The organism is Brevibacterium sp. BRM-1 (assembly GCF_026802075.1).
GTDB lineage: Bacteria > Actinomycetota > Actinomycetes > Actinomycetales > Brevibacteriaceae > Brevibacterium > Brevibacterium rongguiense.
Genome location: NZ_CP113788.1, coordinates 1,397,722 through 1,414,294, shown reverse-complemented (window position 1 = coordinate 1,414,294; position 16,573 = coordinate 1,397,722). Strand labels below are relative to the sequence as shown.

The window sequence follows — 16,573 nt, the reverse complement described above, 5'->3', positions numbered from 1 at the left end:
CAGCGCGCACCGGGGCCCGCGTGGGAATACAGTGGCCCCAGGACCACAACCGCCGCGCGCGGCCCGCGGCCGCGCCGGCCCAGCGAAGCCACAGCAGGAGTGATGCACATGTCAGTTCCCCCGCAGCAGCCCGGTCAGCCCGGCGCCGCACCGCAGCCCGGCAGCGCCGCGCAGCCCGCCCCTGCCGGCGGTGGGCACGGTGGCCTCGACCTCTCCGCCGTCCGCAGCCGCTCCGCCGTGCCCGCCCAGGCGGCGGGCCAGGGCGGCGCCGGCGTGAGCGTGCCCGCGCTCGTCTTCGACGTCGACGAGGCGAGCTTCAACAGCGTCGTCGAGCTCTCCGCCCGCGTGCCCGTCGTCCTCGACCTGTGGGCGGACTGGTGCGAGCCGTGCAAGCAGCTCTCGCCCGTGCTCGACCGCGTGGTCGAGGGGATGGGCGGCGCGCTGGTGCTCGGCAAGGTCGACGTCGACGCGAATCCGCGCATCCAGCAGATGTTCCAGGTCCAGTCGATCCCCACCGTCGTCGCGATCGTGCAGGGCCAGCCCGTCCCGCTGTTCCAGGGCGCCCAGCCCGAGGCGCAGGTCAAGCAGATCTTCGACCAGCTCGTCCAGCTCGCGGGCCAGCAGGGCATGACCGAGCGCGCCGTGGTCGCGGGCCAGGCGGAGGAGCCCGCCGGTCCGGCCCACCCGGACGCACTCGACGCACTCGAACGCGGCGATCTGGACGGCGCCGAGGCCATCTACCGCGAGGCCCTCGCCGCCGCCCCCGCCGATGAGGACGCCAAGGTGGGCCTGGCGCGCGTCGGCCTGCTCAAGCGCACCCGCGGCAAGGACCTCGGCCAGGTCCGCCAGGCGGCAGCCGACGAGCCCGGCAGCGTCGACGCGGCGCTCGAGCTCGCGGACCTCGACGTCGCAGGCGGCCACGTCGACGACGCCTTCGCGCGCCTGCTCGGGATGCTCCCGACCCTGGCCGGAGACGACCGCGAGCGCGTGCGCGTGCGCCTCCTCGAGCTGTTCGAGGTCGTGGGCGCGGCCGACCCGCGGGTGACGAAGGCGCGTTCGCGCCTCATGCGCGCCCTCTTCTGACGCCATGCTCAAGTGGGTGTTCGCCGCGCTGTCGGCACTGGTGGGAGTCCTCGCCGTTGTCCTCGTCCTCTCCGCGCTGTCCGTGGCGGGCACGGACGACGTGACGGAGACGGACGAGTTCACGGCCGATTCCGCGGCCCGCGCGATCCTGCTCAACGAGCAGCTCGTGCCGTTCGCCAAGACCACCGCGACGATCACGGCGACCGGGGATGAGGAGCTGTTCATCGGCACCGCGAGCGGCGTGGACACCGAGGACTACCTCACCGGAGTCGCGCACGAGGAGATCACCGACGTGCACTTCCCCGGGGCGATCGACCACCGGTTCGTGCCGGGCGAGGCGCCCAAGGCCGCCGCGGCCGACCGCGACTGGTGGCTCAGCCGCGACACGGGCGCGGCGGTCTCGCGGACCTTCGAACTCGATGACAGCCGCCAGACGCTCGTCATCGCGCCCGCCTCCGGCACTGGCACCCTGGACAACGTCCACGTGCGCATGACCATGCAGGTGAGGGGCGTATTCGCGTTCTGCGTCATCGGCATTGCGGTGGCGCTGCTGGCCTTCGGGCTCACGGCGTTCCTGCTGCTGCGCATCCGCGCCAAGCGCATCCGCCCGCGCCCCAAGGGCCCCGACGGCGGGGCCGCGCACCGCGCCCGCACCGAGGCCTTCGAGGCCGCGGGCGTCCGGGGGCCGCCGGCCGCGCAGTCGGCCCCCCGTGCGCAGCCGGGTGCCGCGGGCGGGGCGCAGGAGCCCGCCGCGGAGGCACCGGATAGCCCGAACCGTGCGCCGGGTCCCGCCGAGCCGGATCCCGCCGAGCCGGCCGGTCAGCGCAGCCCCAGCGAGTCACTCAGCTCCGATGCTCCGCGTGGGGACGACGGCGCTCCGCTCAAGGACGGCACCCGGCTGAAGGACGATGCCCGGGCCGACGACGACACTCGGGTAGCGGATGGCACCCGCGCCGATGGCGCTCGGCCCGAGGGCGCGCCGCGGTCCGGGAACGGCGACGGGACCGAGGGCAGCACTGGTCGGGTGAATCGCGCCCGCGGTGAGGGCGACGTCCGGGCCGAGGGTGCTGCTTCTCACCCGGACGATGCGCGGGACGAGCATGACTCGCCCGCCGACGGCCACACCGGTGACCGGACTGACAGCGACAGCGAACGCGACGACGACAGCGGCGACAGCCACGGCACCGGCAACGGCACCAGCACCGGCGATGCCGTCGGCGACGGTGCCGGCCGTGCCGGCTCGCCGCGGGCGGGCTCGAGCGCGCGCGAGCGCGGCAGCGCCCGGTCACCGCGCAGGCGGGGCCGGCGCGGGCGCTTCACCGGCTCCTCGGCTGGGGGCGAGAGCGCCGAGGCCGGCGGCAGCACCGGCGGCAATCCCGGCGACGCAGCCGGCAGGCAGGGCGGTGCGGAGCGCCGCGGCGGCCCCGCCGGCCAGGCGAGTGCCGAAGGCGGCCCCGCCCGGCGCCGCCTTCGCGCGCACCGGCGCGGGCTCGCCCTGGCGGCGGGCCTGGGCGCCACGGTGCTGGGCGCCTCGGGCTGCACCCCCCTGCCCATCGCCCAACCCGAGCACCCGCAGGTCTCGCCCTATGAGCGCGGTCCCCTGCGCGAAGGCCAGGCGGGTGAGTTCCTCAAGGACTACACGAAGCGCCTCGACACGGCGCTCGGCAGCGGGGGAGAGGGCCTCGACGCGCTGCAGTCGGGCTCGCTGCTCGAGCGCACCCGCGCGGAGGTGAAGATCGCGAAGGCGGACAAGCAGAAGCTCTCGGCCGTCGGCTTCTCCTCCGTGGTGGCCGCGGGGCCGAGCTTCGGCGAGTACCCCATGTGGTTCCTGGCGTTCGGGCAGGCCGCGGACCAGAAGCAGGGCACCCAGGCGATGCTCGTGCAGCGGGAGAGCTCCACGGCGGACTGGACGGTCGCCAAGGGCATCTTCGTGCCCACCGGTGAGGTGCCGGCGCTCCAGGCGGGCGACGACGGGACCGTGGCCCGCGCGCCGGAGAATCACGCCGGGCTCGCCGCCAAGGCCGCGGCCCAGCTGGCCACGCGCCTGGAGACCGGCAAGGCCCCGGCGGGCGCCGCCGAGGTCAGCGGCAGCGCCGCGAAGAGCTTCCGCAGCTACGTCGAGGCGTTCGGCAAGGGCGATGACGCGTTCGCCAACGTGCGCGCCGACTGCAGCCCGGCCGACGACGGCGAGGTGCGCGGGCTGCGCACCGAGGACGACGGGGCGGTATCGCTGGGCGATCTGCGCTGCGCGGTCGACTTCGATGTGCCCGATGACTACTCCGTGAACATGGGCGCCGCGGTCAAGGCCGTCATGACCACGGGCGACGACGGCAGCCACATCCGCATCAACACCTCGGTGCCCTACCTGGCCGTCCAGCAGGGCGACGCGGTCAAGCTCGTCACCTCGGACTGGTTCCTCGTCTCCGCGCAGACATCGAAGGGCTCGAAGGACGCGAAGAAGAGCGCGAAGCAGACGAAGACGGCAAGCCCCGAGCCGGGCTCCGGCGCCGCGGGGAGCGCGGCGGAGCCGAGCGCCTCGGGCACGGACGCGGGCGGGGCGGCGAGCGCGGAGGGCTGAACAGAGCCGGCCTCCCTGGGCCTGCCGGCCCGCGGCGCACGGGAGCCTGGCCGGCCGGCCAGCGGCCCCCCGGCCCTCGGCGGCCCGCGGTCTCCCACCCTTGGCGGTGGCCGTTGCCCGTCTGCCCGGGCCGTCACTCCCGAGCGGCGGCAGCGACCAGGCTGCCTCGGTGCCGGCCGTCAACCATCTCCGGTGACGCCGGCCCTCACGCATCTGCGGAGACGCCGGCTATCGGCCGTCGGCCTCGGACGGCGGCCTCGCCCCTGTCCAGGGGCAGTCACGCGTGCGCGGGCGCCCTCACACCTGTGCGGGTGACGCCGCCTGCGCGGCGCGGCCCACGCGGCGCAGCCACCACAGGCCCACGAGCGGCAGGATGACGGGGATGAAGCCGTAGCCGATCCCGAAGGCCGACCACACGGTGGAATCGGGGAAGAGGTCCGGGCGGATGAGGCTGAGCGCGCCCACCACGATGACGCCGACGAACTCGACGAGGCAGGCGCCGATCGCGATCCGGTGGCTCGTCCGGGTGCCGAGCACGAAGCACACCGTCGCGACGATGTAGACGAGTGCGGAGAACAGCGAGAGCGAATACGCCAGCGGCGCCTGGTCGAACTTGCTGGCGAACTCGTAGCCCGCGCGGGCGGTCGCGGCCAGCGCGAAGATGCCGTAGACGGCGGTCAGGCCGCGCCCCAGGCCGGAGTGCATTGCCGAGTAGCTCACTGCCAAATCTGATCCATCCTCACAACCATGACGAACACCGTGATCCCGGCCGCCATCAGGACAAGCGGGCCCCACCGGCTGAGCTCGGCGAATGCCCACACCCCGGCCAGTGGCATGAGCACGATGGCGGTGGCGACGTAGCCGAAGAACAGCAGCGGGTCCGTCCCGGAGTGGCCCCCGAAGGCCGCGATCCCCACCACCAGCTGGACGAGCAGGAGCAGCAGCACGAACGCCGCGAATCCCAGCAGGCCCCGGCCGGCGGGACGGTTGCGGATGGCGCCGAGCGCCCCCCACAGCGTGAGGATGACGGCGGCCGCATACTCGAGGAGCGTCAGGACCGGAAACACGGTCCTCAGTGTAGTCCCAGGGTGAGGGCGCCCTGGCCCCGCCCGCGTGGCCGCGGGCCCGTGCGCGCTCGGTCCTGCGCCCGTACAATGTTCGCCGTGCGCGCCTACTTCGACCACGCCGCCACCTCGCCCATGCAGCCGGACGTGCTGGCGGCCTACACAGCCGAGCTCACCCGCGTGGGCAACCCCTCGGCCCTCCACGCCGACGGCCAGGCCGCCCGCATGCGCCTCGAGGCGGCGCGCGAAGAGCTCGCCGAGCTGGCCGGGGCGGGCAGCCCCTCCGAGGTGCTCTTCACCTCCGGGGGCACCGAGGCGGACAACATCGCCGTCCAGGGCCTGTGGCGCGCCCGCAACGCGCAGGCCGCGCGCCCGCGGCTGCTCGTCTCCGCCGTCGAGCACCCCGCCGTGCTCGAGACCGCCGAGGCGCTCGCCGCCCGGGGCGCCGAGCTCGCCATCCTGCCCGTCGACTCCGCCGGTGTGCTCGACCTGGCAGCGCTCGAGGCCGAGCTGGCCGACTCCGCCGAGCGCACCGCGCTCATCAGCGTCATGGCCGCCAACAACGAGGTGGGCGCCCTGCAGCCGATTGCGCGCGCCGCCGAGCTCGCCCGCGCACACGGCGTGCCGCTCCACATCGACGCGGTCCAGGCCTTCGGGCAGGTGCCGCTGGACTTCTCCGCGCTCGGCGCCGCCGCGATGTCGATCACCGCGCACAAGCTGGGCGGTCCCGTGGGGGTGGGCGCCCTGCTGCTGGCCCGCGACGCCGAGGTGGCCCCCGTGCAGTTCGGCGGCGGCCAGGAGCGAGCCGTGCGCTCGGGCACGCTCGACGTGGCCGGCGCCGTGGCGTTCGCTGCCGCCGCCCGCGCCGCCTGCGCGGATCGCCCCCAGCGCACCGCCGCCCTCGCGGCCCTGCGCGACCGGCTCATCGCGGGCATCGAGGCCGCGGTGCCGCAGGCGCGCCTGAGCGGCCCCGCAGGGCCCGGGCGGCTGCCGGGCAGCGTGCACATGGTCTTCCCCGGCTGCGAGGCCGATTCCCTGCTCTTCGGCTTCGATGCCGCGGGATTCGACACCTCCGCCGGCTCCGCGTGCGCGGCCGGAGTCAACCGGCCGAGCTCCGTGCTGCTGGCCATGGGCATGAGCGAGACCGATGCCCGCTCCGCCCAGCGCTTCACCCTGGGCCCCACGACCACCGGAGCGGAGGTCGACGCGCTTATCGCGGCGGTGCCCGGCGTCGTCGCGCAGGCACGCGCCGCCGGCATGGTCTCCGCCGAGCCCGCCTGGCGGGCCGCCTCGGCCGAGCGCCCGGCCACTCCGACCGGGGCGGTGGGCCGATGAGGGTGCTCGCCGCGATGTCCGGCGGGGTCGACTCCGCCGTGGCCGCCGCGCGCGCGGCCGATGCCGGCCACGAGGTCGTGGGCGTCCACCTTGCGCTCAACCGGATGCCGGGCACCCTGCGCACCGGCTCCCGGGGCTGCTGCACGATCGAGGACTCCCGGGACGCCGCCCGCGTGGCCGGGATGATCGGCATCCCCTTCTACGTGTGGGACTTCTCCGAGCGGTTCAAGGAAGACGTCGTCGACGACTTCATCGCCGAGTATTCCCAGGGCCGCACCCCCAACCCCTGCATGCGCTGCAATGAGCGCATCAAGTTCGCCGCCCTCCTCGACCGGGCGCTCGCGCTGGGCTTCGACGCGGTGGCCACCGGCCACTACGCGGAGGTCGTGCGCACCCCGGCCGGCAGCCCGGAGCTCCACCGCGGGCACGACATGAACAAGGACCAGTCCTACGTTCTGGGCGTGCTGACCGGCCCCCAGCTCGAGCACTGCCTCTTTCCTATCGGCGCCTCGGCGGCCAAGGCCGAGGTGCGCGCCGAGGCCGCCGAGCGCGGCTTCCCGGTGGCGAGCAAGCCCGACTCCTACGACATCTGCTTCATCCCCGACGGTGACACGAAGGCGTGGCTGGCGGACAAGATCCCCATGCGCCCGGGGCTCATCCGAGACGAGGACGGCGCGGTGCTCGGCGAGCACGAGGGGGCGATGTCGTTCACCGTCGGGCAGCGCAGGGGCCTGAGCCTCGAGCGCCCCGCCGTGGACGGCCGGCCGCGCTATGTCACCGGCGTCGACGCGCGCTCGAACACGGTCACGGTGGGCGGGCGCGCAGCGCTCTTCGTCGACGCGCTCACCGGCATCCGCACGAGCTGGTGCGGCGAGCCCCCCGCGGACCTCGGGCGGGGCGAGGGGGCCGCGATCGAGTGCGAGGTGCAGATCCGCGCGCACTCCGAGCCCGTCCCCGCCCGCGCGTGGCTGGGGGCCTGCGAATCCGAGCCGCCGGCCAGCGAGTTCGACGTCCCGGCGGTCCGGCCGGCGGGCCAGCTCCTGCACGTGCGCACCGCCGAACCGCTGACCGGGGTGGCGCCGGGCCAGACGATGGTCCTCTACCGCGGCACGCGCGTGCTGGGGCAGGCGACGATCGACCGCACCGCCCGCTGGGAGGAGGGCGGCGCCGCCCCGGCGCAGCAGCCGGAGCCCGCCGGTGCGGGCGCCGCGCTCGACTAGGCTGTGGCCATGATCGAGGGGCAGAAGGAGCCGGCGGCCGGGATGCGTCCCGGTGCGAGCCTGTGGGCCGATGGGGTGGGGCGCCTGAGCGTGCGCGCGCTGCAGTTCCTCATCGTCTTCGCCGCCGTGGCCGTCATCGCCTGGCTCGTGTCCTCGCAGCTCATCGTCTCCCTGCCCATCGTCATCGCCACGATCCTCACGTGCGCCCTGCAGCCCGCCCTCAACTGGCTGCGGGCCCGCCGCTTCGGGCGCGTGGGCTCCACCGTCACCGCCTTCGCCGGGGCGCTGCTCGCCCTCCTCGCCGCGTTCTTCCTCATCGGGCTCGCGATCTACCACCAGGCGGGGGAGCTCGCGGAGAAGGCGATCGAGGGCGTCACCCGCCTGCAGGAGTGGCTGGGCCGGTTCGGCATCCTGCTCAACGCCGAGCGCCTCGAGCAGGTCGAGCGGACCCTGGGCGGCGAGACCGGCAACCTGGGCGAGCGGGCTCTCGCGGGCTTCGCCACCGCGGGCGAGATCGGCGCCGGCCTCGTCCTCACCCTCGTGCTGCTCTTCTTCTTCCTCCTCGACGGCGACCGGATGTGGGCGTTCGCGCGCGGCTTCATCCCCACCCGCCACCGCGAGCGCGCCCACCTGGCGGCCGCGGAGGGCTCCCGGGTCCTGGGCCGCTACGTGCGCGGGACGACGATCATCGCGCTCTTCGCCGCCGTCGTGGACACGGCGGTCATGCTCATCATGCACGCGCCGCTCGCGATCCCGCTGGGCGCGCTCATCTTCTTCGGCGCCTTCGTGCCCATCCTCGGCGCGCTGGTCACCGGCATGCTCGCGGCGCTCGTCACCCTCGTGACGCTGGGCCCCGTGCCCAGCCTCGTCCTCGTCATCGTCGTCATCATCGTCAACCAGATCGAGCACCACATCCTCCAGCCCAAGGTGATGGGCGACACGCTGGGCCTGCACGGGGTCGTCATCCTCATCGCGCTCGCGATCGGCGCGCACACCGGCGGCATCGCCGGCGCCGTCGTCGCCGTGCCGCTGGCCGCGTTCGGCTGGGCCGTGGCGAAGGCGCTCATCGACGCCCGCGGCGGCCTCTACGCCGAGGACATCGCGGACCCGCCCGCCAGCGGCGCCACGCCCGCCGCCGACGGTGCGCCCGCCGCCGACGGCGCGGCCGTGGAGCCGGGCGCCCCCGGCCCGGCGGAAGGCACGCCCGCGTGAGCGCTGCCCCCGGCGCCTGGCGCTCGCCGCTCACTGCTGCCCTCGTCGCCGGCGCCGAGGCGCCCGTCAGCGACGCCCGGTTCGCGGCCGAGCGGATCTGCTACGCCCAGCGGATCCCCGCCGAGGGCGGCCGGATCGGAGTCTTCACCACCGCCGTCGCCCGCCCCGGCGAGGCCCGCCAGCTGCTGCCGGCCGGGTTCAGCGCCCGCAGCCGCGTCCACGAGTACGGCGGCGGGGCCTGGGCGCTTGACGACGCGGGCCTGCTCGTCTTCGTCAACGGCGCCGACCAGCGCCTCTACCGCCTCGACACCGCCCGCACCGGGGCGGACCCGGAGCCGCTCACCCCCGCCAGCGGGGCGGCCGTGCGCTACGGCGGCCTCGCGTACTCGGGCGGCCGCCTGCTGGGGATCCGCGAGGCGCACCTGCCGGGCGGGATCGAGCGCGCCATCGTCGCGATCGACCCGCGCGCGCCCGCAGTCGCAGCGCACACCAGCGCCGAGCCCGCACAGGCCTGCGCAGCGCCCGCCGTCGCGGAGCTGGCCCGCGGGCCGCACTTCCTCGCCCAGCCGCAGCTGTCCCCGGACGGCGCACTGCTCGCATTCATCGGCTGGGACCACCCCGACATGCCGTGGGACGAGACGCGGCTCTACCTGTGCGAGCCGGGCGGCGAGCCCTGCGCCGTCTTCGGCCAGCCCGGCGAATCCGTGCTCCAGCCCCAGTGGCTGTCCACCGCCCGGCTCGCCGTGAGCGCCGACCGCACCGGGACCTGGACGCTCTACCGGCTCAGCGCGCCGGACTTCCTGGCCCGGGCCCAGGGCCGCCCCGGTGCCATGCGGCCCGAGGCCGAGCCCCTGCTGGCGGACCAGGGCGAGATCGGCGGCCCGCTGTGGAGCCTCGACGCCCGTTGGTACCTGCCCGCCCGCGGCGGCAGCCGCATCCTGGCCCAGGCGAGGAGCGGGACCTCCCGGCTGCTGTGGGCCGATGCCTCGCCCGCCGCCCGCGAGGACGGCGATGTGCGCGAACTGCCCTGCGAGCTCAGCGCGTTCGCCCTCGAGGACGTCTCCGGTGACACCGCGCTGCTGCTGGGCGGCGGGCCGGACCGGATCACCGGGCTCTACGCCTACGACATCCCCAGCGGCCGGCTCTTCGCCATCGCCCTGGCCGCGGAGCTGCCCGTCCCCGCGGCCTACCTGCCGCGCCCCGCGGTCCGCGAGTTCGACGGCGTCCACGCGATCGTCTACCCGCCCCACAGCCCCGACGCGGAGGCCGCCGGGCCCGCGCCCTACCTCGCCGTCATCCACGGTGGCCCCACCGCGCAGGCCACCCCGCGGGTCTCGCTCGAGCACGCCTACTTCACCTCGCGGGGGATCGGCGTCGTCGAGGTCGACTACGGCGGCTCCACCGGCTACGGGCGGGCCTACCGCGAGCGGCTGCGCGGCCGCTGGGGCGAGGTGGACGTCGCCGACGCGGTGACGGTCATGACAGCGCTCGTCGCCGAGGGCGCGGCCGATCCCGCCCGGCTGGGCATCCGCGGCGGCTCGGCCGGGGGCTACACGGTGCTGCGCGCGCTGACCGACACGACGGTCTTCGCGGCGGGCGCCAGCTACTACGGGGTGGCGGACCTGACGACGCTGGCCGCCTCCACCCACGACTTCGAGTCCCGCTACGTGGAGGGCCTGGCCGGCGGCCCGGAGGCATACGCGGGCGCTTCGCCGCTGGGCCGCCTCGACACCGTGCGCGCGCCCATCGCGATCTTCCAGGGCGACGTCGATCCGGTGGTGCCGCGCAGTCAGGCCGAGCAGCTGGCCGCAGGCCTGGACGAGCGGGGCGTGCCGTACGCGGCGCTGTTCTTCCCCGGCGAGTCCCACGGCTTCACCCAGCCGGCCAACATCGCCGCCGCCCTCGAGGCGGAGCTGTCCTTCTACGGCCGCGTCATGGGCTTCGAGACCCCCGATGTGCCGCCGGTCGTGCTGCGGGGGCGGGGCCGGTGAGCGCCCTGCGCGCGGCGGGCCTGGGGCCCTGGCCCGGCACCGATGCCCGCGAGGCCGCGGCCGCGTCCTTCGCGGAGCTCGGCGAGGGCCTGCCCCCGCTGCCGCTGCTCGCCGCTCCGGCCGTGGGCGAGACCCGGTGGGCCGTGGACGCCGTCGGCTGCGCCGCCGCCCTGCTCGACGGCCTGCCCGTCGACCGCGACTCCTACGGCTGGCGCCTGGCCGCGGGGGCCGGGCGCGATCTGCGCCGCGAGCGCTCCCGCACGGCGCGCGCGCTCGAGGCCGCCGAGGAGTACGGCGCGGGCTTCGAGGGCCGCGCGCTGCTCAGCCTGCCCGGCCCGTGGACCCTGCTGAGCGCGCTCAGCCTGCCCGGCGGCGGCCGCGCCCTGGCCGATCCGGGGGCCGTGCGCGACGTGCTCCAGGCCTACGCGGCCGGTGCCGAGCAGCTGCTGGCCCGCGCGCAGCGGGCGCTCGGCCAGGCCCCGCGCGTGCGCCTGCTCGAGACCGCCCTTGACGCCGTGCTGGCCGGGAGGGTGCCCACCGTCTCCGGGCTGCGCACCCTGCCGGCCGTGCCGGAGGCCGCGGTCGTGGGCGGGCTGCGCTCGTTCCTCCGCCGCACCGGCGAGGACACGATCATCGCCCTGCCACGGCTGGGCAGCGTCGAGGTGCGCGGCGCGCGCCTGCGCCGCGAAGACCTCCTCGCCGATGCCGGTGCCGGCGCCATCGCCGTGCCGCTGCCGGCGGACTCCCCGGCAGGGCGCGCGCACTGGGAGCGGCTGGCGGAGGCAGCGGACTCCGGCACCGAGGTCTGGCTGCGCCTGCCCGCCGACGCGGGCGCCGAGCCCGGTGAGGTCACCCGCTGGGTCGACGCCGTGCGCCGGCCCTGGACGGCCCTCGGCATGCCCGCGGCCGCCGCGGCCGCACTGGGCGTCCTCACCGGCTGGGAGCTGCCGGTGGACGACCCGCCGCTGCTGCCGGCGGATGCCGCGCCCGCGGGAGCGCGCACCCGTCTGCGCCTGGCCGCCCGCATCGCCGCCGCACTCGAGGAGGACGCATGACGAGCAAGACCCCCGTGCCCGACCCCGCCGAGCCGGCGCACCCCGAGCCCACCCCGGAGGATGCGAGCGGGCCCGGCGCCGACCTCGGCGACCCCGCGGCCCGCCAGCGGCTCGCCCACGAGCTGGCCGCCCAGATCGACGCCCACCGCGAGGCTTACTACGTTGCCGACGCGCCCACGGTCTCCGATGCGCAGTTCGACGCGCTCATGGAGCGCCTGCGCGGACTCGAGGAGGCCTACCCGGAGCTCGCGAGCGCCGATTCGCCCACCCAGCGGGTGGGCGGCCGGGCCGACACCTCGACGTTCGAGGCGGTCGACCACACCGCGCGGATGTACTCCCTGGACGACGTCTTCTCCGTCGAGGAGCTCGACGCCTGGTTCGCCCGCGTGGCCAAGCAGGTGCCCGCGGGCACCCGCTTCCTCTCGGAGCTCAAGATCGACGGCCTGGCCGTCAACCTGCTCTACCGCGCGGGCCGGCTGGTGCGCGCGGCCACCCGCGGTGACGGCTACACGGGCGAGGACATCACCGCCAACGTGCGCACGATCGCGGACATCCCCGCCCGGTTGGACACCGAGCACCCGCCGGAGCAGGTGGAGATCCGCGGCGAGGTCTTCTTCCCGGTCGAGGCGTTCGGCGAGCTCAACGCGGGCCTCGTCGAGCAGGGCAAGGCGCCGTTCGCCAATCCCCGCAACGCCGCCGCCGGCTCACTGCGCCAGAAGGACCCGCGCGTGACCGCGCAGCGGCCCCTGCACATGCTCGTCCACGGGGTGGCGGCCTGGGTCCCGGCCGACGAATCCCACCCGGAGCCCGCGCTGCAGTCCGAGGTCTACGAGCTGCTGCGCTCCTGGGGGATGCCGATCAGCGAGTACTTCCGCGAGTGCCGCACCCAGCGCGACGTCAACGACTACATCGCCTACTACGGCGAGCACCGCCACGATGTCCTCCACGAGATCGACGGGATCGTCGTCAAGGTCGACGACATCGCGGTCCAGGAGGAGCTGGGCTACACCTCGCGCGCCCCGCGCTGGGCCTGTGCCTACAAGTACCCGCCGGAGGAGGTGACGACGAAGCTGCTCGACATCGGCGTCCACATCGGCCGCACGGGCCGGGCCACCCCCTACGCCATCATGGAGCCGGTGCGCGTGGCCGGCTCCACCGTGGACCGCGCGACCCTCCACAACGCCCACGAGGTCGCGCGCAAGGGCTTGCTCATCGGCGACACCGTCGTGCTGCGCAAGGCCGGCGACGTCATCCCCGAGGTGCTCGGCCCGGTCGTCGCAGACCGCGACGGCACGCAGCGCGAGTGGCACATGCCCGCCGACTGCCCGGCCTGCGGCACCCCGCTGGCCGAGCAGAAGGAGGGCGACAAGGACCTGCGCTGCCCCAATGCGCTCTCCTGCCCCGCCCAGGTCACCGGGCGCATCGAGCACGCCGCCTCCCGCGGCGCCTTCGACATCGAGTCCCTGGGGGAGGAGTCGGCCATCGCGCTCACCGACCCGGACCGCCGCCGGCCCGAGGCGCTGGCCGGGCTGGGCGCGGGCCACGCCCTCTACCTGCCGCTGCGCTCGGCGGCCGATGCGCAGCTCGAGCAGTTCTGCGTCGTCAAGAACGGCGCGGTGGCCGAGGGCACCGACGGGGTGCCGCTGCTGCGGGTCACAGACCCCGCCGACCCCCTGCTGCCCGGCCCCCAGGCCCCCGTCGTCACGACCGGGGCCAACCTCTTCGACCTCACCGCAGACGACCTGCGCGACGTCCTCGTCTTCCAGCCCGAGCGCCGCGACGGCGAGCCCACCGGCGACTGGCGCCTGGCGCCGGCGTTCTGGTCGCGGCCGAAGTACGGCTTCTACAAGTCCGCCGGGCAGTGGCGCGAGCAGCGCGGCTCCCAGCCGGGCAAGACCACCGAGGTTCTCATCGACGAGCTGGAGCGAGCGAAGGGCCAGCCGCTGTGGCGGGTGCTCGTGGCGCTCTCCATCCGCCATGTGGGGCCCACGGCCGCCCGCGCGCTCGCCGCCCGCTTCTACACGATGGACGGCCTGCGCGCGGCCAGCCGGGAGGAGCTCGCGGAGACCGAGGGAGTGGGGCCGACGATCGCCGACAGCGTCGTCGACTGGTTCGCCGTCGACTGGCACGCGGCCCTCGTGGACGGCTGGGCGGCCTCCGGCGTGCAGATGGCCGATGCGGCGCCGGAGGAGTCCGGGGCGCCGCAGACCCTGGCCGGGCTGACGATCGTCGCGACGGGCTCCGTGCCCGGCTACACCCGCGACGGCATCAAGGAGGCGATCGTCGCAGCCGGCGGCAAGGCGGCCGGTTCCGTGTCGAACAAGACGGACTACGTGGTGGCCGGCGACGCGGCGGGCTCGAAGCTCGCCAAGGCCGAGGAGCTGGGCGTGCCGATCCTCGACGCCGACGGCTTCGCGCGGCTGCTGGCCGAGGGGCCCGACGCCGGCGGGGACGAGACGGCGGGCGATGCCGCGGATGCCGCCGCGGACGACGGTGCGGACGAGACGGTGGCCGACCCAACGGGCGACACGCCGGAGGGCTGAGCGCCCGAATCCGCTGCACCGGGCCGCCTCCCGCGCCGTCACGGGGCACGTGGGGCCGCCCTCAGCCGGGGCACAGGCGCGCACCCCACCGCACTCAGCCGCGGCTGGGACAGTGGGACGCATGAACCGCACCACCCGCTTCGTCCTCCTCAGCACGCTGGGCCTCTCGGCCGCCCTCACGAGCATCGCCGCCGCGCAGGCGCCGGCCCCGCCCGCGCCTCGGGCACTGCTGGAGGCCACGTTCCACGGCGGGGGCGCCCGCCAGGAGCCCGCGGCCGCCGCGCCCGCGGCCGCCGCGCCTCAGGCGGGCGAATCGGAGCGCTCGCGCGTGCAGGCGGTGCGCGCGGAGCTGCTCGCGGCCGCGGACGGCGGTGAGATGGCCCGCGCCGATGCCGAGCGCGTCGCGGCCGACCTCGCCGGCTACATCTCCGGTGAGCGCACGTTCCCCGAGAGCGCATGAGCCGCGGCGTGGGCCCCGCCGCCCGCTGACCGCGATGACGGCCCTGCTCCCGTCCACGCACCCCAGCCCAGGGCGACCGCCGCACTCGGTGCTCCCGACCCCGCCCGGCGCACTCCGCGCACCGGGCCCGCGGGCCTCGATTAAGGTAGACGGCGAAGCGCGGCGGCCCGCCGCACAGCGAGAACCACAGCCCATCCACCTGAAGGGGTGACGATGCCGGAGCAATCCGCGATCACATCCGAAGAAGTGGCCCACCTGGCCCAGCTCGCCAGGATCGCCATGGACGACGAGGAGCTCGCGGCGCTGGCCGGGGACCTCAACCACATCCTCGGCAACGTCGCGCGAGTGGCGGAGGTCGCCACGGACGACGTGCCGGCCACGAGCCACCCGATCGCGCTGCGCAACGTCATGCGCCCCGACACCGTGGGCGAGACGCTCACCGCCGAGCAGGCGCTGTCGAACGCCCCCGCGGACGACGAGGGCAAGTTCCTCGTCCCGCAGATCCTCGGGGAGGAGTGACGATGGCCGACCTCACCCGCCTGAGCGCGCTCGACCTGGCCCAGGGGATGGCCGCCGGCGACTACTCCTCGACGGAGGTCACCCGCGCCCACCTCGACCGCATCGCCGCGGTCGACGAGCGCCTCAACGCCTTCATCACCGTCACGGCCGACACCGCGCTCGCCACCGCCGCGGACGTCGACCGCCGCCGCGCCGTCGGCGAGGAGCTCCCCCCGCTGGCCGGCGTGCCCGTCACGCACAAGGACCTCATCTCCACCTCGGGCATCCCCACGACGGCCGGGTCGAGGATGCTCGCCGACTTCGTGCCGCCCTACGACGCGACCGTCTACCGGAAGACCCAGGCCGCGCACATGCCGCTGCTGGGCAAGACGAACCTCGACGAGTTCGCGATGGGCTCCACGACTGAGCACTCGGCGTTCGGCCGCACGCTCAACCCGTGGGATCCCGCCCGCGTGCCCGGCGGCTCGTCCGGCGGTGCGGCGGCCTCCGTCGCCGCCTACGAGGCGCCCCTGTCCGTGGGCACGGACACCGGCGGCTCGGTGCGCCAGCCCGCCGCCTTCACCGGCACCGTGGGCGTCAAGCCCACGTACGGCTCCGTGTCCCGCTACGGCGTCATCGCGATGACCTCGTCCATGGACCAGGTGGGCCCGGTGGCCCGCACGGTGGCCGATGCGGCGGCGCTGCACGGCGTGCTCGCCGGCCACGACCGCTTCGACTCCACCTCCCTGCCCGAGGCGGTGCCGGACTTCACCGCCGCCGCGCGGGCCGGCGCGGCGGCGGGCCTGGCGGGCAAGCGGCTGGGCGTCATCAAGCAGCTCCAGGGCGAGGGCTGGGAGCCCGGCGTCCTCGCGGCCTTCCGGGCCGCGCTGGACGCCGCCGAGGCGCAGGGCGCCGAGATCGTCGAGGTGGACCTGCCGGCGCTGTCCTACGCGCTCGACGCCTACTACCTCATCATGCCCTCCGAGGTGTCCTCGAACCTGGCCCGCTACGACGGGATGCGCTACGGCCTGCGCGCCGAGCCCGAGTCCGGGCCCGTCACGGCCGAGACGGTCATGGCCGCCACGCGCGCCGCGGGCTTCGGCGCGGAGGTCAAGCGCCGCATCATCCTGGGCACCTACGCGCTGTCGGCCGGCTACTACGACGCCTACTACGGCTCCGCGCAGAAGGTCCGCACGCTCGTCCAGCGGGACTTCGCGCGCGCCTTCGAGGCCGCCGATGCGCTCGTCTCGCCCACCGCGCCCACGACGGCCTACGAGTTCGGCGCCGAGTCCGCCGACGATCCGATGGCCCTCTACCTGGGCGACATCGCGACGATCCCGGCGAACCTCGCCGGCATCCCCGGGATGAGCCTGCCGGCGGGCCTGGCCGACGGCCTGCCCGTGGGCTTCCAGCTGCTGGCCCCCGCGCGCGAGGACGCCCGCCTCTACGAGGTGGGCGCCGGCCTGGAAACCGCCCTGGCGAGCGCGGGCGCGGGCCCGGTCCTCGCCTCGGCCCCGGAACTGTGAGCGAGAGG

Annotated in this window: 13 protein-coding genes; 11 read left to right on the top strand and 2 right to left on the bottom strand. The window is 75.5% G+C overall.

Going from position 1 to position 16,573, the window contains the following annotated elements; all coding sequences use genetic code 11:
- Positions 1–108: 108 nt before the first annotated feature.
- Both BRM1_RS06195 and BRM1_RS06190 read left to right on the top strand, forming a co-directional pair.
- On the top strand, positions 109–1,083 hold the full coding sequence (locus BRM1_RS06195; protein ID WP_268529347.1) for a tetratricopeptide repeat protein: 975 nt from the start codon (positions 109–111) through the stop codon (positions 1,081–1,083).
- 4 nt (positions 1,084–1,087) lie between these two features.
- The gene (locus BRM1_RS06190) at positions 1,088–3,661 is read left to right on the top strand and encodes a hypothetical protein (protein WP_160953633.1); all 2,574 of its coding nucleotides are present in this window, start codon (positions 1,088–1,090) and stop codon (positions 3,659–3,661) included.
- Positions 3,662–3,958: 297 nt separating this feature from the next.
- On the opposite strand, the gene BRM1_RS06185 is transcribed toward BRM1_RS06190, so the two are convergent.
- Both BRM1_RS06185 and BRM1_RS06180 read right to left on the bottom strand, forming a co-directional pair.
- Positions 3,959–4,381: a hypothetical protein gene (locus BRM1_RS06185; protein WP_407925021.1), complete on the bottom strand. Its 423-nt coding sequence runs from the start codon at positions 4,379–4,381 to the stop codon at positions 3,959–3,961.
- Positions 4,378–4,728: a hypothetical protein gene (locus BRM1_RS06180; protein WP_160953632.1), complete on the bottom strand. Its 351-nt coding sequence runs from the start codon at positions 4,726–4,728 to the stop codon at positions 4,378–4,380. Before BRM1_RS06180 ends, BRM1_RS06185 begins: the two co-directional genes overlap by 4 nt.
- 96 nt (positions 4,729–4,824) lie before the next feature.
- On the opposite strand from BRM1_RS06180, the gene BRM1_RS06175 reads away from it, so the two are divergent.
- From BRM1_RS06175 to gatA, 9 genes are all read left to right on the top strand, one after another.
- A complete protein-coding gene (locus BRM1_RS06175; protein WP_268529344.1) occupies positions 4,825–6,060 on the top strand; it encodes a cysteine desulfurase family protein in 1,236 nt (411 codons plus the stop codon).
- Positions 6,057–7,280 carry a tRNA 2-thiouridine(34) synthase MnmA gene (gene mnmA, locus BRM1_RS06170; protein WP_268529342.1) on the top strand — a complete coding sequence of 408 codons (1,224 nt, stop codon included), beginning with the start codon at positions 6,057–6,059 and terminating at the stop codon, positions 7,278–7,280. The genes BRM1_RS06175 and mnmA overlap by 4 nt, the downstream gene beginning before the upstream one ends.
- A 9-nt stretch (positions 7,281–7,289) precedes the next feature.
- Positions 7,290–8,492 (top strand): AI-2E family transporter, encoded by a 1,203-nt coding sequence (locus BRM1_RS06165; protein WP_268529339.1) that lies wholly within the window; start codon positions 7,290–7,292, stop codon positions 8,490–8,492.
- Positions 8,489–10,483, top strand: coding sequence for a S9 family peptidase (locus tag BRM1_RS06160; RefSeq protein WP_160953327.1), 1,995 nt, complete (start codon positions 8,489–8,491; stop codon positions 10,481–10,483). Before BRM1_RS06165 ends, BRM1_RS06160 begins: the two co-directional genes overlap by 4 nt.
- On the top strand, positions 10,480–11,538 hold the full coding sequence (locus tag BRM1_RS06155) for a hypothetical protein (protein WP_160953326.1): 1,059 nt from the start codon (positions 10,480–10,482) through the stop codon (positions 11,536–11,538). Before BRM1_RS06160 ends, BRM1_RS06155 begins: the two co-directional genes overlap by 4 nt.
- A complete protein-coding gene (gene ligA / locus BRM1_RS06150; protein WP_268529336.1) occupies positions 11,535–14,081 on the top strand; it encodes an NAD-dependent DNA ligase LigA in 2,547 nt (848 codons plus the stop codon). Before BRM1_RS06155 ends, ligA begins: the two co-directional genes overlap by 4 nt.
- Positions 14,082–14,202: 121 nt before the next feature.
- Positions 14,203–14,541, top strand: a complete 339-nt coding sequence (locus BRM1_RS06145) for a hypothetical protein (protein WP_268529334.1) — start codon at positions 14,203–14,205, stop codon at positions 14,539–14,541.
- A 213-nt stretch (positions 14,542–14,754) separates the two neighbouring features.
- On the top strand, positions 14,755–15,060 hold the full coding sequence (gene gatC / locus BRM1_RS06140) for an Asp-tRNA(Asn)/Glu-tRNA(Gln) amidotransferase subunit GatC (RefSeq protein ID WP_160953324.1): 306 nt from the start codon (positions 14,755–14,757) through the stop codon (positions 15,058–15,060).
- A gap of 2 nt (positions 15,061–15,062) precedes the next feature.
- Positions 15,063–16,565, top strand: a complete 1,503-nt coding sequence (gene gatA, locus BRM1_RS06135) for an Asp-tRNA(Asn)/Glu-tRNA(Gln) amidotransferase subunit GatA (RefSeq protein ID WP_268529328.1) — start codon at positions 15,063–15,065, stop codon at positions 16,563–16,565.
- The last annotated feature ends 8 nt before the right edge of the window (positions 16,566–16,573 follow it).

Excerpts from the sequence above, each read along its gene's own strand:
- BRM1_RS06195 (WP_268529347.1), top strand. The coding sequence starts at position 109 with ATGTCAGTTCCCCCGCAGCAGCCCGGTCAGCCCGGCGCCGCACCGCAG.
- BRM1_RS06190 (WP_160953633.1), top strand. The coding sequence starts at position 1,088 with ATGCTCAAGTGGGTGTTCGCCGCGCTGTCGGCACTGGTGGGAGTCCTC.
- mnmA (WP_268529342.1), top strand. The coding sequence starts at position 6,057 with ATGAGGGTGCTCGCCGCGATGTCCGGCGGGGTCGACTCCGCCGTGGCC.
- BRM1_RS06165 (WP_268529339.1), top strand. The coding sequence starts at position 7,290 with ATGATCGAGGGGCAGAAGGAGCCGGCGGCCGGGATGCGTCCCGGTGCG.
- ligA (WP_268529336.1), top strand. The coding sequence starts at position 11,535 with ATGACGAGCAAGACCCCCGTGCCCGACCCCGCCGAGCCGGCGCACCCC.
- BRM1_RS06145 (WP_268529334.1), top strand. The coding sequence starts at position 14,203 with ATGAACCGCACCACCCGCTTCGTCCTCCTCAGCACGCTGGGCCTCTCG.
- gatC (WP_160953324.1), top strand. The coding sequence starts at position 14,755 with ATGCCGGAGCAATCCGCGATCACATCCGAAGAAGTGGCCCACCTGGCC.
- gatA (WP_268529328.1), top strand. The coding sequence starts at position 15,063 with ATGGCCGACCTCACCCGCCTGAGCGCGCTCGACCTGGCCCAGGGGATG.